Origin of the sequence: Yersinia hibernica (assembly GCF_004124235.1) — a bacterium.
GTDB classification, from domain to species: Bacteria; Pseudomonadota; Gammaproteobacteria; order Enterobacterales; family Enterobacteriaceae; genus Yersinia; species Yersinia hibernica.
On sequence record NZ_CP032487.1, the window covers coordinates 4,183,575 to 4,206,468 of the forward strand.

The following is a 22,894-nucleotide window of genomic DNA, read 5'->3' on the forward strand; positions in this document are numbered from 1 at the left end:
ATTTTAATAAGGGGTTTCAATGAAAGACAATATCGTTATGGGATTTTGGCATAACTGGCCAACAGAGTCGGGCAGTGGATATAAAGGCGGTCGATTCAAGGAAATGGATTTGACCAGCATTCCACTAAATTACAATGTAATTGTTGTTGCGTTTATGAAAGTAATTGACGGTAGCAACGATCATATTCCAGACTTTCGTCCTTATAAATATACTGATATTGAATTCCGTCAACAAATTGACACGTTACATAGTCAAGGTCGTAAAGTTCTTATTTCTCTCGGTGGCGCAGATGCTGACATTGTCATGCATAATGGTGATGAAGTTGCACTGGCTGAGCGTATTAAACAACTTAGCGATAAGTTTGGCTTTGACGGTTTAGATATCGATCTGGAGCAAAAAGCTATCACTGCTGGTAACAATCAGAAAGTTATTCCTGCTGCTTTACGTATGGTTAAAGACCATTATAAGTTACAAGGGAAAAATTTCATTATCAGCATGGCACCTGAATTCCCATACCTGCAAAAAGGACGCGAGTACGAAGAATATATTATTAATCTAGAAGGCTATTACGACTTTATTGCGCCACAGTTCTATAATCAAGGCGGTGATGGCGTTTGGGTTGATAATATAGGCTGGCTGGCACAAGATAATAACCAGAATAAAGCTGATTTTCTCTATTATCTATCTGAAAGTATTGTTACCGGCACCCGTAATTTCATTAAGATCCCAAGTGACAAATTTATTATCGGTTTGCCTTCTAATAATGATGCAGCTGCAACTGGCTACGTTATTAATGCAGAAGATGTGAAAGAAACATTTTTACGCCTGCAAAGTGCCGGGCTGCCCATCCGTGGATTAATGACCTGGTCTATAAATTGGGATGCTGGCACTAACAGCGCCGGGAAAGATTACAACTGGGAATTTATTAATCGCTTCGGTTACCTGACAGAAAATAATGTCGTACCAGAACCGGTTGAAAATAATTGGGTTGCCAATGTGCGTTATGAAGATGGTGCCCGAGTGTTATGGAATGGCATCGTATATAGCTGCGTAATGCGTCATGAGTCCAATATTTATTGGACTCCGGAAAAGGCGGCCTCTTTGTGGAATATAGGCTCTAATTAATTATTATTTAAATGGAAAATATTATGAACGGAATTATTACTGAAAAGAAAAAGTCGCCTAACCTGCGACACGGCCACGTTTTTTCACCGAAATCACGTGCCTACTTTGCCTGGGAAAAAGGCCAGATTGATACAGGTATGTTGAACCAGCGTGAAGCAGGTAAATTCTTCCCTGCATTGGTTAGTGGTCTGGCAGATACTCTGGCTGCCACTGATACGCTGAGCTCATTGCCTCCGCGTGATGGAGAAATAGCGAGCGCCAATCAGATGAATGGCAACATGCTTGACCAACCAGGTACTCACTGGGAAAAACACAACGTGGAATCCAGTCAACTATTACCTATTAGCTGGTCCTACAGTGCTCAGCATGCAACTCGTCGCTGGAACTACTTCATCACTCGTAAAGATTGGGATCCAAACCTGCCATTGAGCCGTGCACAGTTTGAAGATACACCGTTCTATCAGGTTCAACTGAGCGAACAACCTTTCTGGGAGTACGGTGCGGCACTGAATCCACCTAATCCAACCGAGCATAAAATCATGCTACCGGAACGTGTTGGTTACCATGTTATTCTGGCAGTTTGGGAGGTAGCGAACACCGGTAATGCGTTTTATCACGTTATCGACCTGAACTTCGTAGGGGGTAATGTCACCCCTGAACCTGTTGCACCGGCTGGATTACGCTGTACTGGTGTGACGACAAGCAGTGTTTCTCTTGCTTGGAGTGCGCCTTCTGTACCTACAGCTTCTTACCGTATTTACCGCAACGGTACATTGATTGGTTCACAGACAGCGACAACCTTTACCGACAGTGCTCTGACAGAAAATACACGATTTGACTATCAATTATCCAGTGTTGACGCGTCAGGTACAGAATCTGCGCTAAGTGAAGTTCTGTCGGTCACGACGCTCTCTACTGATGCCGTTGATGCCCCACCGTCGGCGCCAGCTAACCTGCATAGTATGGAAATAACCACAGAAAGTGTAAGCCTGATGTGGGGGGGAGCACAGTTCGGAGAGCGTGTTCAGGCTTATATCATTTATCGTGAAGGCGACGAGGTTGCTCGTGTTGAACGGAGCCAGCTGACTTATAAAGATAAAGAGTTACAGGCGAACACTCGCTATCGCTACTTTGTTGCAGCTGTTGATGTGCAAGGTCGTCTCTCAGTGCCGAGTAACGTTTTGACTATTACCACGGATGCTGAGCAAGAAGTGATCCCAGAACCGGTACCGGAAGGTTATCGCGCATGGGCATTGGGGGAAACTTATGCTGCGGCTGAAGTCGTCAAACATAATGACCTTTTGTGGTCTTGTCTTCAGGGCCACATCGCCTGGGTTGATAGCTGGGCTCCAGGAGCTTCAGATTCAACCACCCTGTGGCAAAGAGCTTAACTGGTAATTTAAAAGGCTGGCTTATCAATATAGGCCAGCCTTTTCTTAACTTTACTATAAGAGCTTTAGCCCCATAAATACGAAATGCTTGTTGTAAATAATGAGAGCCAGTAGTTTTACTTATAGCGGGGATATTAGGCTAATAATCGTCTCAATATTAACGAGGGTGGTGTCGTATTAGCGAAGAGGAAAAAACAACGGTGATTATTATTTAGGTCGCCAACAGATAAAATTGTTCTGCTGGTGACCATCTGTTGCCAGCAGAAAGCCAATGGTCTGGCCGTCGGTATCAACTGCGCGATACAGATATCTCCACCGGCCCCCATAAAGCTAAATATAATATAAATCGGCATCAATTATCAGAAATTTCCTACAAACAAATGGGAGGTTCTTAATGTATTTGTTGCAAATTTAATTCAGAATTGTCGCCCTAAAATAACTCTCTTATATTAATCGGACATAATAAATGCTTAAATTCTTTTGGACGAAATCATTTAAAACACCCTCGGGACGAAAGCACGCGGTGGCGTTACCTCATTCGAGAACGTCTAGCGTCATCGCCTGGGTAAATATTATATTCCAGTTACTATTCCCCTTAAGTCTATCATTTTCATCCGCAATTGCCGCATCGTCTTCAAATACTTTCGCAATGAATACGGCCACAGAATCTTACACTCTACTTGCCAATGAGAATGTTGATACTGTAGCTAAGAAATATAATATTTCTGTCGACGAACTAAAAAAATAAATATATATCGCACCTTTTCTAAACCTTTTAATAAATTAACCATTGGGGATGAAATTGATGTCCCCGGGAAACGTTCTCCATTCGCCATAGACAATGAAAAAAATAATAACACGGATATTTCACAAGAGAATAAATTTGCCAGCCATACCTTGTCTGGGGCTGCGGCACTGACGAGTGACAATACCGTCAATGCGGGGAAACAAATACTTCGCTCAGCGGCTAATAATGAATTCAATAGTTCAGCACAACAGTGGCTGAATCAGTTCGGTACTGCGCGCGTAGAAATGAATCTTGATGATGAGTTTAAGCTGGATGGTAGTGCTATAGATGTACTGCTCCCACTCTATGACAATCAGCAATCAATACTCTTTACTCAACTGGGCGTTCGAAATAAAGACAACCGCAATACCGTCAATATTGGTGCTGGTGTGCGCACCTTCCATAATAATTGGATGTACGGTATGAACACTTTCCTTGATAAGGATATTACCGGTAAAAATCAACGCATTGGTGTTGGGGCTGAAGCCTGGACCGATTACCTGAAATTATCCGCTAACAGCTATATCGGTACCACCGATTGGCATCAGTCACGTGATTTTGCTGATTATGACGAGCGCCCCGCCAATGGCTATGATGTCCGGGCCGAAGCCTATTTACCGTCTCACCCCCAATTGGGTGGCAAAGTTATGTATGAACAATATCGTGGTGATGAAGTCGCGTTGTTTGGTAAAGATGCTCGGCAGAAAGATCCTCATGCCATTACGGCTGGTGTGAATTACACCCCTATTCCATTAGTGACTATCGGCGTTGAGCATCGTGCCGGTAAAAGCAGTAACAATGACAGCAGCATTAACTTTCAGTTGAACTACCGCCTGAACGAATCTTGGCAATCCCATATCAATCCATCAGCCGTGGCGGCAACACGCACCCTGGCAGGTAGCCGCTATGATTTAGTTGAACGTAACAACAACATTGTGATGGACTATCAAAAACAAGAACTGCTACGGCTAACGCTCCCAGCCAGCATCCATAATGATGCAGGAATGACGGTGAATATAACTGCTGATGTCGCCACTAAATATGGGCTTGACCATATTAAATGGGACAGTCCAGCATTAATCGCGGCGGGAGGGAGTATCAAACAGCTGTCTACACAGGTACTACAAATCACATTACCACTTTCAGTACCTAACAGCAGTAACCGCTATCCTCTTACTGCTGTTGCTTATGATATTAAAGGCAATGTTTCTAATCAGGCTAAAACACTAATTAATGTAAATACTCAAAGTGTGACTAATTCTGCCCTTGGAGCAGAGCCTCAAACCTTACCTGCCAATGGCAGTGCTACAAGTGAAATTATCATCAAACTCCGTGATAATAATTCAAAACCTATCAGTGGAATGAGTGAGAAACTGGCTCTTTCAATGAACTTTGCTACTGATAGTGGTTCACAAAACTTGCGTAATACTGATATTCAAGAACAGTTACGTTTAGATGAAGTCATTACTGAAATTTCTCCCGGTGATTATCGGACAGTGCTCACAGCCGGTACACGAGCAGGGAATGTAACGATTACAAGTAGTTTGGGATCGCAGTCCTTGGACTCGACGGTTGTGACCTTGACTCAGGACACAGTGGTAGGGAATAACTCCAGTCTGACGGTGGCTCCGTCGACTATCGTGGCCAACGGTAGCGATGCCGCAACCCTGACATTCACGGCGCAGGGTGCAAACAACAATCCCATCCGCGGCCTGGCGGTGACCTTTGCTTTGAGTGGTGCGGCGGCCCCCGGTAGCACAGTCGGCCCCACCACCGATAACGGTAACGGCACTTACACCGCCAATCTGACCGGCCAAAATGACGGCGTGGTCACTGTCGTCCCCAAAGTAGCAGAAATCCCTGTCACTGGCGCGGCCAACAGCAAGGTGGTGACCTTAACTTCCCCGGATACTATTACCGGTATCGTGGCGAACGGCCATACATTCGCAGTCGATGCTGGCTTCCCAACGACGGGTTTCGCGGGGGCCAAATTCCAAATGATGATTAACGGGAATACGACCAAAAACAGTGATTATAACTGGAGCTCTGATAACATTTCGTTGGTGTCAATTGATACTACAGGGAGTGTAACATTCCGTGATCCGGCGAATGCACCATCGTCAGAGATTAAGATCACAGCAAATCCTAAGGCTGGAGGAAGTGCATTAAGCTACACCTTTAGAATTACTGATTGGTTTTCTGACAAAATGTATGGCACCCATACTAATCAAGTGGCAAGAGATACCTGTCAAGATGCCGGGAAGAATCTCCCGCCGTTAAATAAATTAACCAATGGTCACTATACTCGAGGGATTGGTTCATTGTGGGCTGAATGGGGCAACTTAAGGGATAATTTCGGCTTTTACAACACGCTATGGGCATCGAATTCTTCCGGTACTAACTACGGGGGTATAGATTCAGATAGTGGTATTAGTTGGTATCGAAGTGCAAGTAGCAGCTATCAAGGTTGGATATGCTGGGAGGCTTTATAAGCTGACCATTGTTGAATGGTCGGTTATTTAGGTCGCCGCCAGAAAAACTATTTTGCCGGGGGCAAAACGTCCCCGCGCAGATCAAGGGTTCTGCTACAGCCAGATAATATGCTGTTTTCTTTGGTTAGAGGTTTTAAAGACTGAACAAGAGCATCATTGTTTTTCAGGTTCTTGCTGAAGAAAGCGGCTATCCGATAAACGAAAGTAAAGGTAGAAAATACCATTGCGACGGAACGTATAAGGAAGAGAACAAAAGTTGATGTATCCCATCATGTATCCCACTCAATGTGAAATGCAGACGGGACACACCAACTCATTGTTTTTAAAGAGGAGTGGAGTTGACCGGTAAGCCGGGTTCTGTCGTGGACAGTCATTCCTCTAGGCCAGCAATCGCTCACTGGCTCAAGCAGCCTACCCGGGTTCAGTACGGGCCGTACCATGTGAACCCCTATTTGGCCTTGCTCCGGGTGGAGTTTACCCTGCCACGAACTGTTGCCAGCCGTGCGGTGCGCTCTTACCGCACCCTTTCACCCTTACCTGATCCCACTTGCGTGGGCCATCGGCGGTTTGCTCTCTGTTGCACTTGTCGTAGGCTTGCGCCTCCCAGGCGTTACCTGGCACCCTGCCCTATGGAGCCCGGACTTTCCTCCCCTTCACCTGTCTCCCCCGAAAGGGACGGCAGCGAAGCGGCGACTGTCTAGTCAACTCCGCGGCGGATTATAGCCACGTTGCGGCTAAATGTCATCTTCCGCTTGCACTTGAGCACCCTCTTGCTGTTCAAGTGCATACTTATAAAGCGCATTCTTTTTCACGCCATGAATTTCAGCAGCCAAGGCAGCGGCTTTTTTCAGTGGCAACTCTTGTTGCAACAGCGCTAGAGTGCGCAAAGCCGCAGCGGGCAGTGCATCATCAGCCTGCACTTTATGGCCTTCGACAATCAACACCATTTCACCACGGCGGCGGGTTTCTTCCTCTTGCACCCAGGCCAATAACTCCCCCACCGGTGCGCCATGGATAGACTCCCAGGTTTTGGTGAGCTCACGGGCCAGTACCACATAGCGTTGTGGGCCAAGTACGGTTACCATGTCCTGTAAACTTTCCAACAAGCGGTGAGTTGATTCGTAGAAGATCAGTGTTCGAGGTTCCTCAATCAGCGCTTGCAGGGTATCCTTACGTCCTTTGGTTTTCGCAGGCAGGAAGCCTTCGTAGCAAAAACGATCTGAGGCAATACCGGCGGCGCAAAGTGCTGTAATTGCCGCACACGCCCCCGGTAGGGGCACAACTCGGATGCCAGCTTCACGGCAACGGCGCACTAAATGGTAGCCCGGATCGTTGATAAGTGGTGTACCTGCATCTGAAACCAGCGCAATACTCTGGCCCTCTTGCAGTTTCGCCAGTAAATGATCGGCTTTTTGTTGTTCGTTGTGGTCATGAAGTGCAAACAGGCGGGCGTTGATCGCGAAATGCTGTAACAGCAACCCTGTATGACGTGTGTCTTCAGCCGCAATCAAATCAACGCCTTTCAGTACCTCTAACGCCCGGTGGGTAATATCCCCTAAATTACCGATTGGGGTAGGTACCACATAAAGCGTAGATGCAGAAATCACTGCTCGATCTGGTTGATTCATTGTTTCATCCGAATTACCGATTTAATATTGAGCATCTTGAAAAAAACATCACTGGATACAGTATGCTTTCCTCAACATTCGTTCGTTCCAAAGCAGGGCTAGTCCCTGCTGTTCTGGCTGCGTTGATACTGGCAGCCTGTTCAGGCAGAGCACCACAGACGCCACCGCCCGTCAATATACAAGACGAAGCAAGCGCTAACTCTGACTATTATCTGCAACAGTTGCAACAGAGCGGTGATGATAACAAGGCTGACTGGCAATTACTTGCCATTCGTGCCCTGTTACGCGAAGGGAAAGCCCCTCAGGCAGCAGAACAACTTACCGCTTTGCCCGCTAATTTGAGTGACGCACAGCGCCAAGAACAGCAATTACTGACCGCAGAACTGTTGGTCGCTCAGAAAAACAACCCTGCGGCTGCCGCTATTCTTGGCAAATTGGATGCAACTCAACTCTCTGCAAATCAACAGGTTCGCTTCTATCAAGCACAAATCGCCGCCAATCAGGGTAAAGCCACCTTGCCACTGATTCGCGCGTTTATTGCTCAAGAACCCTTGCTGAAAGATAAAGCACATCAAGATAATATTGATGGCACCTGGCAAGTACTGGCGCAGCTCACACCACAAGAATTGAATAACATGGTGATTAATGCAGACGAAAATGTGCTGCAAGGCTGGCTGGATTTACTGCATGTTTGTCAGGATAACAAGCAAGACCCGGACCTGCTGAAAGCCGGGATTAGAGATTGGCAAAACCGTTATCCGCAAAACCCGGCGGCGAAAAGTTTGCCGACGGCATTAACGCAAATCAGTAACTTCAGCCAGGCCTCTACGGCGAAAATTGCGCTGTTGTTGCCGTTGAGTGGCCCGGCGCAAGTCTTTGCCGATGCTATCCAACAAGGTTTTACGGCCGCCCAGAATGGCTTGCCGGTCAACGCCCCTGCGCCGGTGACCCCCGACCCAATGGCAACCACGGCGGCTGATGGCTCCGCCGCCCCAGTGACAGAGGTTGCTCCAGTTGCAACCCCTGCCCCGGTCGTGGCACCTGTTGCCAGCAGTAATGCACAAGTGAAAGTCTACGACACCACCACCCAACCGGTGGCCGCATTGTTGGCACAAGCTCAGCAGGATGGCGCTACCTTGGTTGTTGGCCCACTGTTGAAACCTGAAGTTGAACAACTGAGTGCCACGCCAAGCACACTAAATATTCTGGCGCTGAATCAGCCAGAAGTTAGCACCAATAGCCCAAATATCTGTTACTTCGCCCTGTCGCCAGAAGATGAAGCCCGCGATGCTGCGCATCATTTGTGGAGTCAGGAAAAAAGAGTGCCGCTGTTGCTGACACCGCGCGGCGCTTTTGGTGACCGCATCGCCAAGGCCTTTGCTGAAGAGTGGCAGAAACAAGGCGGGCAGACAGTATTGCAGCAAAACTTCGGCTCCACGGCGGAGTTGAAACAAGCCATCAACAGTGGCGCGGGTATCCGCTTAATCGGTCAGCCGGTGAGTGTGTCAAGCGCACCTGCGGCGGCCCCAGCTTCTGTGACCATCGCGGGCCTGACTATTCCTGCGCCGCCAGTCGATGCGCCGGTCGTTTCAACCTCTGCCGGTGGTAACATTGATGCGGTGTATATCATTGCAACCCCTGCCGAGCTGACATTGATTAAGCCGATGATTGATATGGCCACCAGCACCCGCACTAAACCGGCGCTGTTTGCCAGCTCACGTAGCTATCAAGCCGGCGCAGGCCCGGACTACCGCCTAGAGATGGAAGGCATTCAGTTTAGTGATATTCCATTAATGGCAGGCTCGAATCCTGCATTGATGCAACAAGCCGCGGCGAAATATTCCAACGATTATTCGCTGGTACGTTTATACGCCATGGGGATTGATGCATGGACATTATCGAATCATTTTGCTGAAATGCGCCAAATTCCAGGTTTCCAAGTCAGTGGCACCACCGGGGATTTAACGGCATCTGCCGATTGTGTTATCACCCGCAAATTACCATGGCTACAATATCGTCAAGGTATGGTGGTACCGGCAGCGTAAAGTGATTCGGGTGACAACCCCATAACTTCAAGGATGAAGGGAATATGAGTCAACGGATGACGGGCACACACTATGAAAACCAAGCTCGCGTCTATCTTGAGCGGGCTGGTTTAGTGTTTGAGGCGGCAAATGTCACCTATCAAAGCGGTGAAATTGACCTTATCATGCGCGATGGGGCCACTTGGGTATTTGTTGAGGTTCGCTTTCGGCGCAATGCCCTATTTGGCGGTGCTGCGGCCAGTGTCACTTACAGCAAGCAACAACGGCTACTCCGAGCCGCCGCCCTTTGGCTGGCACAGCGGAATGCCAGTTTTGCCACAACGCCGTGCCGTTTTGATGTTTTTGCCATCACCGGCAGTCAGTTAGAATGGCTGCCAAACGCCTTCAATACGGATTGATAATTTTTCTCCGGTTTATGTTGGCTATTATATTATTAAGTGGGTTAAATCAACGTGCTGGATAGAATCAAAGGTTGCTTTACAGAAAGTATTCAAACCCAGATTGCCGCGGCTGAGGCACTGCCTGATGCCATCTCCCGTGCAGCAATGACATTGGTTCAGTCACTGCTCAATGGCAATAAAATTCTCTGCTGCGGTAATGGGACTTCTGCGGCTAATGCGCAACACTTTGCGGCCAGCATGATAAACCGTTTTGAAACAGAACGGCCAAGCCTGCCAGCTATTGCTTTGAATGCTGATAATGTTGTTCTCACCGCGATTACCAATGACCGTTTGCATGATGAAGTCTATGCCAAACAGGTGCGCGCGCTCGGACATGCTGGTGATGTTTTGCTCGCTATTTCGACTCGTGGTAATAGCCGTGATATTGTGAAGGCGGTTGAAGCAGCAGTCACCCGTGATATGACCATCGTCGCGCTTACTGGCTATGATGGTGGCGAGTTGGCTGGCTTGTTAGGTCAGCAGGATGTTGAAATCCGCATACCTTCGCACCGGAGCGCTCGGGTTCAAGAATTACACATGCTCACCGTGAATTGCTTATGTGATTTAATTGATAACACTCTATTTCCTCATCAGGACGATTAAAGGAGCACGAATGAAGGTTGGTTATATTTTTGCCATGCTATTCAGCGCCCTACTATTACAAGGTTGTGTTGGTGCTGTCGTAGTTGGCAGTGCCGCCGTTGCAACCAAATCGGCCACAGACCCCCGTTCTGTCGGCACTCAGGTAGACGATGGCACACTGGAGGCCAGAGTCGTCAACGCGCTAAGCAAAGATCAGCAGATAAAGAGCCAAACACGTTTTGTGGTGACCGCTTATCAAGGGAAAGTTTTGCTGACTGGGCAATCGCCAACTGCTGAACTGTCTAACCGCGCCAAACAAATTGCTGCCGGTGTTGATGGTGCCACAGAAGTGTATAACGAGATGCGTCTGGGTAAACCGGTCGATCTGGCCACCGCATCAATGGACACCTGGATTACCACCAAAGTCCGGTCACAGTTGCTGACCGCAGACTCGGTTAAATCTTCCAATGTGAAAGTGACCACTGAGAATAGCGAAGTTTTCCTGTTGGGCCTGGTGACTCAGCAAGAAGGGCAATCGGCCGCTCAGATAGCCAGTCAGGTCAGTGGCGTTAAGCATGTCACGACCGCATTTACTATCGTGAAATAACCTGATTGAAAAATCGGCCAGTTTAGGTAAATAGCATTATATTTATTAAGGGCTTAGAGCAATCTAAGCCCTTTTTTAATCGAGAGAATTCTGTTGAATGAACTCTTTCCCCCCTAACTGCCGCATTTGGCGCAAAATCCACTGCTGGCGGGAAATAACATAACCTGATGGCGCATTAACCTTAAAACGCAGCGGATTAGGCAATACCGCGGCCAATAATGCGGCTTCCGCTGCGCTCAGTTTACTGGCCGGTTTATTGAAAAAGTGGCGAGCCGCGGCTTCCACGCCAAAAATACCGTCGCCAAACTCCGCGATATTCAGATAAACCGTCAGGATACGCCGCTTAGTCCACACCAACTCAATACCGGCAGTCAATCCGACTTCCAGCCCTTTACGCAGCCAACTGCGCCCATCCCACAGGAACAGATTTTTGGCTGTTTGTTGCGATAGGGTCGAAGCACCGCGGAGACGATTTTGATTGCGCTGATTGTGGGCCAGCGCCAACTCAATGGCTCCGACATCAAACCCCCAATGCTCGGGGAATTTTTGATCTTCAGCAGCCATGACCGCCAGCGCCATATAAGGTGAAATTTCATCCATGGGCACCCAATCAGAATGCGCAACATAGGAAAAATCACCACTCAGCCAAGCCCCCAACTGCCTCTCAATCATCACCATGGAGAATGGCACTGGCAGGAAAGCAAAAATCAAAATGCCGGCCAACCACAGCGCAACAATACCGATAATGCCCCGTTTTCCCCAATACCAAAGCCAATTTATTCCACGCCGGGCTGCGATCATTCGGTTAAATCCAACACCTTAGTGACCAACTTATCAATACCTTTTGCGGCTTCAGAAATGGATGCTGCCAACATATAGGCCGGTGTGGTGACCACTTTATTTTCAATATCAACCACGACATCATCAGCAGGGCAAATAACATGCTCGCCCCCCATAACCTCAATAGCATCAATAGTATCGGGATCATTACCAATGGTCAGGCGCACAGGTTTCCCCAACAATTTTGGTAGCATCACCGGCGAAATACACATAAACCCAATTGGTTTACCGGCCTTATGCATTGATTGGGTAAGCTTATATAAATCCGGATCTACAGCACATTCAGAACCCTTAATCGCGAAATCACTGAGATTCTTCGCGGCGCCAAAACCACCAGGAACAATAAGGGCATCCAAGGCCTCTGAATTGGCGACAGAAAGCGGCTTTATCAGACTGCGGGCAATACGCGCAGATTCCACTAAAACATTCCGCTGCTCGGCGGGCTCTTCACCAGTAAGATGATTAATAACATGGAGTTGCGGTTTATCGGGGGCGAAGAATAAAACGCGAGCTCCAGCACGATCCAATGCTAATATAGTTAAGACAGACTCATGTATCTCTGAGCCATCTAAAACACCACATCCGCTCAGCACTACCCCGACTGTTTTCATCGCACCTCTCCTTTTCTCACTCTGTCAATTGCTTAACCCGTTCTAGTGACAAAGACGAATCTCTATCACAAATTTTAATGAATCTTGTAACAAGAGCGCTTACATTTGCTATGTTGTTGCTTGTATGATGTATGGAAGAATCCTTACAACCTGCGAATCCATTCGAAATCGAAATAATATGCAGGTTAACGATTTCCCTGGTGTTGGCGCAGTATTCGCGCACCCCGGCCTCGGTCGGGGTTATTTTTTTTCAGCTTCTGCTGCCCACTCACGTAACACCTGAACATCATGACGCCATTCTGATTTTAATTCATCGACCCAATCTTGCACGTTATCCCACCATGCTGGTAGTGTCGGAGTTTGAATCTGTTGTGCCAGTTGCTGGATATGGCGCAAGCCGACCGAGCCTGCGGCCCCTTTAATCTTGTGCGCCTCTTCCGTAATGCCCTGCTGATCACGTGCGGTCATATTGGAATCCAATACCGCCAAATAACCCGGCATCATTTGTTCAAACATTTCCAAGCTTTGATGAATCAATTGTGGGCCAACCAAATCGATGTATTGTTCCAGCATGGCAGTATCAAGTAACGATTCATGGGTTTGCATCACTTTATGTTCCTGTTTTTTAGCGGCAGACGAAGGCTTATGATCCCAGAATTGCTTAATCATGGCCGTGAGCGCCGGAACCGATAACGGCTTACTCAGCACATCATCCATCCCAGCATCCAGATATTCTTTCTTATCTTTCAGTACGTTGGCAGTCAAGGCCACCAAAGGCGGCAAGGATTGCTGCCCATAATCAGCCCTAATTTGGCGCGCGATATCCAAGCCACTCATATCCGGCAGCTGAATATCCAGCAGCACCAAATCAAAATCATCAGGTTTGAACATCGCCAAGGCATCGCGGCCGTTCATCGCCACCTCAACACTATTGCCCAATTTCTCCAACACCGAGCGCGCGACAATGACATTCAGCTCAATATCTTCCACCAGCAATACATGCAGAGCCGGAAGCGGGATATCTTCGCCTGATGGCGCGCTGGACGCGGCTTGCACCGCCGGCGCTTTGATGGTCAAAGTAAAGCATGACCCAGCGCCCTGGATGCTTTTCACCGTGATATCACCGCCCATGCTTTGCGCCAACCGTTTAGACACCGCCAGCCCAATCCCGGTTCCTGTCGCCGGGCGGCCGCCATTGCTGTCTTTCACCTGATAATACATAGCAAAAATCTTATCTTGTTCATCTTCAGGAATTCCCATACCGGAATCTTCCACTTCAAAGATCAAGCGGTCGGAGCCTTCACGCCGGACGCGCACCACAATTTTGCCCTGCTGTGTAAATTTCACCGCGTTGCCTATCAAATTCCACAAAATCTGGCGCAAGCGCGTTCCGTCGGTAATAACTTTCTCCGGCAGTGGTAATTGCGGCTCCATGATGAACTTTAGCCCTTTCGGCTGCACTAATAGGCCAGAAAGATTTTCTAGATCCGCCATAAACCCAGTGAAATCAATTGGTTGATTATCCAACTGAACTTTACGCCGCTCCAGCTTATCCATCTCAATGATATCGTTGAAGATATTACCGAGGGTTATGGCACTAACATGAATGGTTTTCAGATATTTCAGCTGTTCACTGTCTAATTCGGTATCTAACAAGATGCGGCTCAGGCCAACAATGCCATTAAGTGGCGTACGCAGCTCGTGGCTGATGGTTGAGATGAAAGTGGTCTTATCCCTACTGGCATTCTCCAGCGCGTCCTGGTAGCGTTTACGTTCAGTTATATCGCGACCAAACCCCATCAGCCCGTGTCGTTTACCCACGCGGTCATAAAACGGCACTTTGCGTAATTCAAAACAGGCTTTCCGACCATCGGGATAAACCAGCCACTGTTCATAAGTCAAGGAAACATTGTGGCGGAAGACTTTCTCATCCGTCTCCATCACTTTTTCAGCAATATCTGGGGCATAGACATCTTTTGGCGTCAGCCCAACCAATTGTTTCTCACTTTTACCGGTGAGCAACTCCATCGCTCTATTGCAGCCAGAAAACTCATTAGCTTCGTTACGGTAATAAACCAGATCCGGTGAAGCATCTAAAAAAGAGCGTAATAAAGCCGACTGCTGGCCCAGTTCCACCTGCGCCTGTTCACGGTGGCCCATCTCTTCTTTTAGCTTGTCGACCACTTGCAGATGGGCCTTCTCTGCCTTCTCACGTTCAACAATTTCCTGATTAAGTTGGGCAATATTTTCAGTCAGTTGCTTATTTAGCTCCAAATCGCGATGGCGCATCACTTCAAGCTTATCGACCAAACGCGACAAGCGCTGGCGCGACTCTTCCAGTTGCTCAACCACGACCGATAGGAAATACACCGCCCACGGGGTAATTAACAAACCAAAGAAAATAGAACGCACGAAATCAAGGGTTTCAACCGAGCCCCTCAAGGCAAATGTTACCGCCATCTGAACCACCATGGCCAACAGCACCAACACAGATGCCAAGAGCACTGAGAAGCGAACTAGCCCTAACTTAACCATTAAATCAACATAGTACTGGGCTAATACCCTGATTTGCTTCATAGCAACCTCTGTCTGTGTTTATCTGATAAATCATACCGCAAAACCGCCAAGAGATAAGATGGCTTCCTCAGAAGTGTGGAAAAGATTGCAAATCACGCAGAGGGATGGGAGAAATAATATTTTCTACAGACTAATAATAAGCAAGCGGCAGATAATGCCACCCGACCACGGGGAAGTGTGTCGTGGGCCACAGCCGCAGCCCCGAGACATGCAACTCGCTGTTAGCTCGCCTTCCTTCTTTTAAGCATAACGATAGCCATCGCCAATGGCCGCCCCCTGCACTCCATGCTCGAGCAAATAATTATTTAACTCATTCATACCAACCCAACGATTCGCGCACCACAATGGCGCAAGCAGCGTCGGCCTGCGGGCACTGGCAGAAATCCGGTGGTAGACAATCTCGGCGGGGGTATGGCGGATCATTTCACCCGCGGTGAGCACATATTCATCCAACGTCAGCTCTGGCAAACGCCCAGCTCGCCATGCTTTGGCCATCGTGCTGCCATCTACAATATGCAACGGATGCAGTTTTAGCCCATCGACCCCCGTTGCGACCACTTTATCCAGTGTTTCCATGGCCTGCACTTGGCCCTCTCCAGGCAGCCCAACAATCAAATGACAGCATACTTTTAACCCTCTGGCACGGGCGCGGCGAGCCGTTTGTTGGTAGCAAGCAAAATCATGGCCGCGATTAATACGTTTAAGCGTTTTATCATTTGCCGTCTGTAACCCCAGCTCTAGCCAGACTTCATAGCCTTGCTGATGATAACCACTCAGTAAATCCAGCACGGCATCCGGCACACAATCGGGCCGGGTTCCAACACATAAACCGACAATGTCGGCCTCGGCCAAAGCTTGCTGATACATCGCCGCCAGCGCATTGACCTCTGCATAAGTACTGGTATAGGCCTGAAAGTAAGCTAGGTAGCGTTTTGCCCGATTAACTTTGTTTGCCTGTTCTGCCAGCTGCTGCGCAATACCCTGTTGCTGCATTTGTTCATCAGCAAATGAGGCCACATTGCAAAATGTGCAACCGCCGCGCCCCAGAGTTCCATCGCGATTAGGGCAGCTAAACCCGCCGTGTAGCGTGAGTTTATGAATTTTTTCGCCATAGCGGCGCTGTAAATCCGCACCAAACATATTGACTAATTTCTGCAACTGCATAATCTTGCTACTGCCTGTCAAAAAAGAGCTTAAGGCTACCCGCTAGCGATACGATTCGCGATGACAGAGATCAACTCCCATGCCCATGGGTGCAACCTCGCATAATCATTCATTATAAATGCAAATAAAATCACTTGACCGATGATTAAATTTTCTTATTCTCACCCAGTTCTGAGCGCCCTCATGACAATTCAGTGAAAAATAGTGCTAAACACCATAAAATATAATGAATGCAGCATATAACTCCACAATCCCCATAAGCACTAGCATGGTGCAGAGATTTGTCGATTGCACTATAGTGAGACAGCTCACACTTTGGCATCTACCCCATGAAGCATTCAGCAGGGTAAAAGTGTCGATAAATCTATATTTTTCATCATGATAACCCCCATTATTACCTTAAAGATATATCTTAAGCCTATATTTGACCTGAGTATTCTTTCTCGCTAAGTTGGAAGTCCGCTGGAAGCTTTCTAGACGGGCAAACGTCTAGTCATAATTATGCAGTAATTTAAGACTCCCTCTTAAAACAAGTCTTATACCACTTGTGAGAACCGTCACAAGAGGCCATTTCCGGAGGGCGGAAAAGCAGATTTGTCGCGAAATACGCGCCTGTCAGCGAACCCCGCCTGAGGTAAATAGGCCTTCTGGAGTCGGTTTGTGAGAGTCTCGCAGAGCCTGGGGAGGTTCACTGATATGTTGTACGATAAATCCCTTGAGAGGGACAACTGTGGTTTCGGCCTAATCGCCCACATAGAAGGCGAACCTAGCCATAAGGTCGTGCGTACCGCAATACACGCACTGGCCCGCATGCAACACCGTGGCGCGATCCTTGCTGATGGCAAGACCGGCGATGGCTGTGGCCTATTGTTACAAAAACCGGATCGCTTTTTCCGGATGGTCGCTGAAGAACGCGGATGGCGTTTGGCCAAAAACTATGCCGTCGGCATGATGTTTCTCAGTCAGGATGAAGAACTCGCCAAGGCAAGCCGCCGCATTGTAGAAGAAGAATTGCAAAACGAAACGCTGTCGATTATCGGCTGGCGTGAAGTGCCGACCAACCCTGATGTTCTCGGTGAAATCGCCCTCTCCTCCCTGCCTCGGATTGAACAAATTTTTGTGAACGCCCCTGCGGGCTGGCGTCCACGTGATATGGAGCGCCGCCTGTTTGTCGCGCGCCGCCGTATTGAGAAACGCATTGCAAACGACAAAGATTTCTACGTTTGTAGTTTCTCTAACTTGGTCACGATCTACAAAGGCTTATGTATGCCTGCGGATCTGCCCCGTTTTTATCTGGATTTGGCCGACCTGCGCATGGAGTCGGCCATCTGCCTGTTCCACCAGCGCTTCTCAACCAACACCGTGCCGCGCTGGCCGCTGGCCCAGCCGTTCCGCTATTTGGCACACAATGGTGAAATCAACACTATCGCCGGTAACCGCCAATGGGCACGGGCGCGGGCTTACAAATTCAAAACGCCATTAATCCCTGATTTGCAGGATGCAGCCCCTTTCGTCAATGAGACCGGTTCTGACTCCAGTTCACTGGATAACATGCTGGAACTGTTCCTCAGCGGCGGGATGGACTTGATTCGTGCTATGCGTCTGTTAGTGCCACCGGCCTGGCAGAACAACCCGGATATGGATACCGACCTGCGCGCGTTCTTTGATTTCAACTCCATGCATATGGAGCCATGGGATGGCCCGGCCGGGATAGTGATGTCAGATGGCCGCTATGCAGCTTGTAACCTTGACCGTAATGGCCTGCGCCCGGCGCGCTATGTCATCACCAAAGATAAACTGATCACCTGCGCCTCAGAAGTCGGTATATGGGACTACCAGCCTGATGAAGTGGTCGAAAAAGGCCGGGTCGGGCCGGGCGAGCTGATGGTGATTGATACCCGCAGCGGCAAAATCCTGCACTCCGCCGAAACCGATAACGATTTGAAAAGCCGCCACCCTTACAAAGAGTGGATGGAAAAAAACGTTAAGCGCCTGGTGCCATTTGAAGATTTGCCAGAAGAAGAGGTTGGTAGCCGCCAGCTAGATGATTCTCAGTTGGAAACCTATCAGAAACAGTTTGGTTACAGCAGTGAAGAGCTGGATCAAGTCATCCGCGTATTGGGTGAAATTGGTCAAGAAGCCACAGGTTCAATGGGCGATGACACCCCGTTTGCCGTGCTTTCCAGCGGCCCGCGTATTATTTACGACTATTTCCGCCAACAGTTTGCGCAGGTCACCAACCCGCCAATCGATCCGCTGCGTGAAGCGCACGTTATGTCACTGGCCACCAGTATTGGCCGCGAAATGAACGTATTCTGCGAAGCTGAGGGTCAAGCACACCGCCTGAGCTTTAAATCGCCAATTTTGCTGTTCTCTGACTTCCAACAGTTGACCACGCTGGAGGGCGAACATTACCGCGCCGACCGGTTGGATCTGACCTTTGATCCCGCGGAGACTGATTTAGAACAAGCGGTATTGGCATTGTGCGAAGAAGCGGAGCGCAAAGTGCGTGATGGGGCCGTGATGTTGGTGCTGTCAGACCGTGCTATCGCCCCTAACCGCCTGCCGGTTCCCGCACCAATGGCCGTCGGTGCCGTTCAGACGCGCTTGGTAGAGAAAAACCTGCGCTGCGACGCCAACATTATTGTTGAAACCGCCAGCGCCCGTGACCCGCACCACTTCGCCGTGTTGCTCGGCTTTGGTGCCACCGCGATTTACCCTTATTTAGCTTATGAATCATTGGCTAAATTGGTTGATGCCCAAGCGATTGATAAAAAGTATCGCGATGTGATGCTTAACTATCGCAATGGTATCAATAAAGGGCTGTATAAGATCATGTCCAAAATGGGCATCTCGACGGTCGCTTCATACCGCTGTGCCAAGCTGTTTGAAGCTGTTGGCTTGCACCGCGACCTATCCAATCTGTGTTTCCAGGGTGTAGTCAGCCGCATCGGCGGGGCCAGTTTCAGTGATTTCCAACAGGATTTACAGAATCTGTCCAAACGCGCCTGGCTGAAACGTAAGCCACTGGATCAGGGCGGATTACTGAAATTTGTCCATAACGGCGAATATCATGCATATAACCCGGATGTGGTCAGCAGCTTACAAACCGCAGTCCACAGCGGTGAATACAGTGATTATCAGGTTTACGCCAAACTGGTGAATGAGCGCCCGGTTGCCACTCTGCGTGACTTGCTGGCTATCAAACCGCAAGGTACCCCGATCCCGGTTGACCAAGTTGAACCGGCGGAATCACTGTTTAAACGCTTTGATACTGCGGCAATGTCTATCGGCGCATTGAGCCCGGAAGCGCATGAATCTCTGGCTATCGCCATGAACAGCCTCGGCGGGTTCTCAAACTCCGGTGAGGGCGGTGAAGATCCCGCGCGTTACGGCACCCATAAGGTTTCCCGTATCAAGCAGGTGGCTTCCGGTCGATTTGGTGTCACGCCCGCCTATCTGGTGAACGCCGATGTCATTCAAATCAAAGTGGCGCAAGGTGCAAAACCGGGCGAAGGTGGCCAATTACCGGGTGATAAAGTCACGCCGTATATTGCTAAATTGCGCTATTCCGTGCCGGGTGTGACCTTGATTTCTCCGCCACCGCACCATGATATTTACTCAATCGAAGACTTGGCGCAGCTCATTTTCGACTTAAAGCAGGTCAACCCGAAAGCCATGATTTCGGTGAAACTGGTGTCTGAGCCGGGGGTCGGCACCATCGCCACCGGTGTGGCGAAAGCTTATGCCGACTTGATTACCATTGCCGGCTACGACGGTGGCACCGGTGCCAGCCCACTTTCTTCCGTGAAATATGCCGGTTGTCCGTGGGAGTTGGGGCTGGTTGAAACGCAACAGGCGTTGGTTGCCAATGGCCTGCGCCATAAAATCCGCCTGCAAGTAGATGGCGGCCTGAAAACCGGGGTCGATATTGTTAAAGCCGCGATTTTAGGGGCAGAAAGCTTCGGTTTTGGTACTGGCCCCATGGTGGCGCTCGGTTGTAAATATCTGCGTATTTGCCACCTGAATAACTGCGCAACCGGTGTAGCAACTCAAGATGAAAAACTGCGGCGCGACCATTATCACGGCCTACCTGAGCGCGTGGTGAACTACTTCCAGTTCATCGCCCGTGAAACCCGTGAAATCATGGCTGAGTTAGGTGTTAGCCAACTGGTTGATTTAATTGGCCGTACCGACATGCTGCTGGAGCTCGATGGCATCTCTGCCAAACAGAATAAGCTGGACTTGTCGCCAATGTTGAAAACAGCCACGCCACATCCGGGCAAAGCGCTGTATTGCACCGAAAGTAATCCGCCATTCGATAAAGGCTTATTGAACAAAGAGTTATTGGCGCAAGCTGAGCCACATATTGAAGCCAAACACAGCAAGACGTTTTACTTCGATATCCGCAACACTGACCGTTCCGTGGGGGCGGCACTGTCTGGCGCGATTGCCACTAAACATGGTGACCAAGGCCTGGCAACGGACCCTATCAAAGCTTATTTCTCCGGGACTGCCGGTCAGAGCTTCGGGGTGTGGAATGCCGGTGGCGTTGAGTTGACCTTGACGGGCGATGCCAATGATTACGTCGGCAAAGGTATGGCCGGTGGCCGCATCGCGGTACGCCCTCCGGTGGGGTCGAACTTCCGCAGCCACGAAGCCAGCATTGTCGGCAACACTTGCCTGTATGGTGCCACTGGCGGCAAATTGTTCGCCGCTGGCCGTGCCGGTGAGCGTTTCGCCGTGCGAAATTCCGGCGCTATCACCGTAGTTGAAGGTATCGGCGATAACGGCTGTGAATATATGACTGGCGGGATTGTTTGCGTACTGGGCCGCACCGGGATTAACTTTGGTGCCGGTATGACCGGGGGCTTCGCTTACGTCCTTGATGAAGATGGCGAATTCCGTAAACGTGTTAACCCTGAGCTGGTAGAAGTCTTGGATGTCGACCAACTGGCCATCCATGAAGAGCATCTGCGCGGCCTGATCACTGAACATGTTCAGTTGACAGGTTCTAGCCGTGGCGAAGAAATTCTGGCTAACTGGCCAGAGTGGGTGACCAAGTTTGCTTTGGTTAAACCGAAATCCAGCGATGTGAAAGCACTGTTGGGCCACCGTAGCCGTTCCGCAGCTGAGCTGCGGGTTCAAGCGCAGTAAGGGGTTGAAATGAGTCAGAATGTTTATCAGTTTATCGACCTACAGCGCGTAGATCCGCCGAAAAAGCCGCTGAAGATCCGTAAAATTGAATTTGTTGAGATTTACGAGCCATTCTCGGAAACACAGGCGAAAGCCCAGGCAGACCGCTGTTTGTCTTGCGGTAACCCCTATTGTGAATGGAAATGCCCGGTGCATAACTACATCCCCAACTGGCTGAAACTGGCTAATGAAGGGCGGATTATGGAAGCGGCGGATCTGGCCCACCAGACCAACAGCTTGCCGGAAGTCTGCGGCCGTGTATGCCCACAAGATCGTTTGTGCGAAGGTTCTTGTACTCTGAATGACGAATTCGGTGCGGTTACCATCGGCAACATCGAGCGCTATATCAGTGATAAAGCCATTGAGATGGGCTGGAAACCGGATATGTCCCATGTCCACCCCACCGGTAAACGTGTCGCGGTTATCGGGGCTGGCCCTGCGGGGCTGGCCTGTGCTGATGTGTTAGCGCGTAACGGTGTTCAAGCGGTGGTATTTGACCGTCACCCAGAAATTGGGGGGCTACTGACCTTTGGTATTCCGGCCTTTAAGCTGGAAAAAGAAGTGATGATTAAGCGCCGTAAAATCTTCTCCGAGATGGGGATTGAATTCCAACTGAACACTGAAATTGGCAAAGACATCACCCTAGATGCGCTGCTTACCGAGTATGACGCGGTGTTCCTCGGGGTCGGGACCTACCAGTCAATGCGCGGTGGCTTGGAAAACGAAGATGCCTCTGGTGTGTATGATGCGCTGCCATTCCTGATTGCCAATACCAAACAGTTGATGGGCTATGAAGCGGCAGCTCACGAGCCTTATATCAACATGCAAGGTAAGCGCGTGGTGGTACTGGGTGGCGGTGATACCGCCATGGACTGCGTGCGCACCTCCATCCGCCAAGGAGCAACAGACGTAGTTTGTGCCTATCGCCGCGATGAGAGCAATATGCCAGGCTCCAAGCGGGAAGTGAAAAATGCCCGTGAAGAAGGGGTGGAATTTAAATTTAACCTGCAGCCTTTGAGCATTGAGGTGAACAGTAATGGCAAAGTCTGTGGCGTGAAGATGGTGCGCACCCAATTGGGCGCACCTGATGCACAAGGCCGCAGCATGGCTGAGCAGATCCCAGGCTCAGAACATGTCCTGCCAGCAGATGCTGTGGTCATGGCATTTGGCTTCCGCCCACATAGCATGGAATGGCTAGCGGCTCATGACGTTACATTGGATAAACAAGGCCGAGTCGTGGCACCAGAGCGCACGGACAATGCTTTCCAGACCAGTAACCCAAAAATCTTTGCCGGCGGCGATATCGTTCGTGGCTCTGATTTAGTGGTCACAGCCATTGCTGAGGGCCGCAAAGCCGCAGAAGGCATCATGAATTATCTAGAAGTCTGATAGTCAATATTCAGCTATA

Annotated in this window: 14 protein-coding genes and 1 other RNA gene; 9 read left to right on the forward strand and 6 right to left on the reverse strand. The window is 49.4% G+C overall.

The features are described 5' to 3' along the window. The first annotated feature begins 19 nt into the window (after positions 1-19). The 3 genes from D5F51_RS19640 to D5F51_RS19655 all read left to right on the forward strand — a co-directional run bounded on the left by D5F51_RS19640 (position 20) and on the right by D5F51_RS19655 (position 5,796). A complete protein-coding gene (locus D5F51_RS19640) occupies positions 20-1,126 on the forward strand; it encodes a glycosyl hydrolase family 18 protein (protein WP_129198629.1) in 1,107 nt (368 codons plus the stop codon). Positions 1,127-1,149: 23 nt separating this feature from the next. Beyond that, a complete protein-coding gene (locus tag D5F51_RS19645) occupies positions 1,150-2,517 on the forward strand; it encodes a lytic polysaccharide monooxygenase (RefSeq protein WP_245994851.1) in 1,368 nt (455 codons plus the stop codon). Positions 2,518-3,414: 897 nt separating this feature from the next. Then, the gene (locus tag D5F51_RS19655) at positions 3,415-5,796 is read left to right on the forward strand and encodes an inverse autotransporter beta domain-containing protein (protein ID WP_162301801.1); all 2,382 of its coding nucleotides are present in this window, start codon (positions 3,415-3,417) and stop codon (positions 5,794-5,796) included. A gap of 330 nt (positions 5,797-6,126) precedes the next feature. Here D5F51_RS19655 and rnpB read toward each other — a convergent pair. Beyond that, an RNA gene (gene rnpB / locus D5F51_RS19660) (RNase P RNA component class A) lies at positions 6,127-6,505 on the reverse strand. Positions 6,506-6,530: 25 nt separating this feature from the next. Beyond that, the gene (rsmI, locus tag D5F51_RS19665; RefSeq protein WP_025376901.1) at positions 6,531-7,424 is read right to left on the reverse strand and encodes a 16S rRNA (cytidine(1402)-2'-O)-methyltransferase; all 894 of its coding nucleotides are present in this window, start codon (positions 7,422-7,424) and stop codon (positions 6,531-6,533) included. A 62-nt stretch (positions 7,425-7,486) separates the two neighbouring features. Here rsmI and D5F51_RS19670 point away from each other — a divergent pair, with 62 nt between their 5' ends. The 4 genes from D5F51_RS19670 to dolP are packed head-to-tail and all read left to right on the forward strand — an operon-like array spanning position 7,487 to position 11,098. Continuing rightward, positions 7,487-9,469, forward strand: coding sequence for a penicillin-binding protein activator (locus tag D5F51_RS19670; RefSeq protein ID WP_129198633.1), 1,983 nt, complete (start codon positions 7,487-7,489; stop codon positions 9,467-9,469). A 44-nt stretch (positions 9,470-9,513) separates the two neighbouring features. Next, on the forward strand, positions 9,514-9,867 hold the full coding sequence (locus D5F51_RS19675) for a YraN family protein (RefSeq protein WP_025376899.1): 354 nt from the start codon (positions 9,514-9,516) through the stop codon (positions 9,865-9,867). Between the two features lie 54 nt (positions 9,868-9,921). Continuing rightward, positions 9,922-10,512, forward strand: a complete 591-nt coding sequence (gene diaA / locus D5F51_RS19680) for a DnaA initiator-associating protein DiaA (protein WP_004391999.1) — start codon at positions 9,922-9,924, stop codon at positions 10,510-10,512. 10 nt (positions 10,513-10,522) lie between these two features. Next, positions 10,523-11,098 (forward strand): division/outer membrane stress-associated lipid-binding lipoprotein, encoded by a 576-nt coding sequence (gene dolP, locus D5F51_RS19685; protein ID WP_025376898.1) that lies wholly within the window; start codon positions 10,523-10,525, stop codon positions 11,096-11,098. Between the two features lie 75 nt (positions 11,099-11,173). Here the strand turns inward: dolP and mtgA are convergent, their stop codons facing one another. The 4 genes from mtgA to mnmL all read right to left on the reverse strand — a co-directional run bounded on the left by mtgA (position 11,174) and on the right by mnmL (position 16,290). Continuing rightward, complete coding sequence (gene mtgA / locus D5F51_RS19690) at positions 11,174-11,899, reverse strand: monofunctional biosynthetic peptidoglycan transglycosylase (protein WP_025376897.1); 726 nt, start codon at positions 11,897-11,899, stop codon at positions 11,174-11,176. Beyond that, the gene (gene elbB / locus D5F51_RS19695) at positions 11,896-12,549 is read right to left on the reverse strand and encodes an isoprenoid biosynthesis glyoxalase ElbB (protein ID WP_025376896.1); all 654 of its coding nucleotides are present in this window, start codon (positions 12,547-12,549) and stop codon (positions 11,896-11,898) included. Before elbB ends, mtgA begins: the two co-directional genes overlap by 4 nt. Positions 12,550-12,789: 240 nt before the next feature. After that, positions 12,790-15,126 carry an aerobic respiration two-component sensor histidine kinase ArcB gene (arcB, locus tag D5F51_RS19705; protein WP_129198635.1) on the reverse strand — a complete coding sequence of 779 codons (2,337 nt, stop codon included), beginning with the start codon at positions 15,124-15,126 and terminating at the stop codon, positions 12,790-12,792. A 240-nt stretch (positions 15,127-15,366) separates the two neighbouring features. Continuing rightward, complete coding sequence (mnmL, locus tag D5F51_RS19710) at positions 15,367-16,290, reverse strand: tRNA modification radical SAM protein MnmL/YtqA (protein ID WP_129198637.1); 924 nt, start codon at positions 16,288-16,290, stop codon at positions 15,367-15,369. A 696-nt stretch (positions 16,291-16,986) separates the two neighbouring features. Between mnmL and gltB the strand changes: the two genes are divergently transcribed. After that, positions 16,987-21,447: a glutamate synthase large subunit gene (gltB, locus tag D5F51_RS19715; protein ID WP_025376893.1), complete on the forward strand. Its 4,461-nt coding sequence runs from the start codon at positions 16,987-16,989 to the stop codon at positions 21,445-21,447. Positions 21,448-21,456: 9 nt separating this feature from the next. Next, positions 21,457-22,875 carry a glutamate synthase small subunit gene (locus D5F51_RS19720; protein WP_025376892.1) on the forward strand — a complete coding sequence of 473 codons (1,419 nt, stop codon included), beginning with the start codon at positions 21,457-21,459 and terminating at the stop codon, positions 22,873-22,875. The last annotated feature ends 19 nt before the right edge of the window (positions 22,876-22,894 follow it).

Coding starts and splice junctions, on each gene's coding strand:
- D5F51_RS19640 (WP_129198629.1), top strand. CDS start 20: ATGAAAGACAATATCGTTATGGGATTTTGGCATAACTGGCCAACAGAG.
- D5F51_RS19645 (WP_245994851.1), top strand. CDS start 1,150: ATGAACGGAATTATTACTGAAAAGAAAAAGTCGCCTAACCTGCGACAC.
- rsmI (WP_025376901.1), bottom strand. CDS start 7,424: ATGAATCAACCAGATCGAGCAGTGATTTCTGCATCTACGCTTTATGTG.
- D5F51_RS19670 (WP_129198633.1), top strand. CDS start 7,487: ATGCTTTCCTCAACATTCGTTCGTTCCAAAGCAGGGCTAGTCCCTGCT.
- D5F51_RS19675 (WP_025376899.1), top strand. CDS start 9,514: ATGAGTCAACGGATGACGGGCACACACTATGAAAACCAAGCTCGCGTC.
- dolP (WP_025376898.1), top strand. CDS start 10,523: ATGAAGGTTGGTTATATTTTTGCCATGCTATTCAGCGCCCTACTATTA.
- mtgA (WP_025376897.1), bottom strand. CDS start 11,899: ATGATCGCAGCCCGGCGTGGAATAAATTGGCTTTGGTATTGGGGAAAA.
- elbB (WP_025376896.1), bottom strand. CDS start 12,549: ATGAAAACAGTCGGGGTAGTGCTGAGCGGATGTGGTGTTTTAGATGGC.
- arcB (WP_129198635.1), bottom strand. CDS start 15,126: ATGAAGCAAATCAGGGTATTAGCCCAGTACTATGTTGATTTAATGGTT.
- mnmL (WP_129198637.1), bottom strand. CDS start 16,290: ATGCAGTTGCAGAAATTAGTCAATATGTTTGGTGCGGATTTACAGCGC.
- gltB (WP_025376893.1), top strand. CDS start 16,987: ATGTTGTACGATAAATCCCTTGAGAGGGACAACTGTGGTTTCGGCCTA.
- D5F51_RS19720 (WP_025376892.1), top strand. CDS start 21,457: ATGAGTCAGAATGTTTATCAGTTTATCGACCTACAGCGCGTAGATCCG.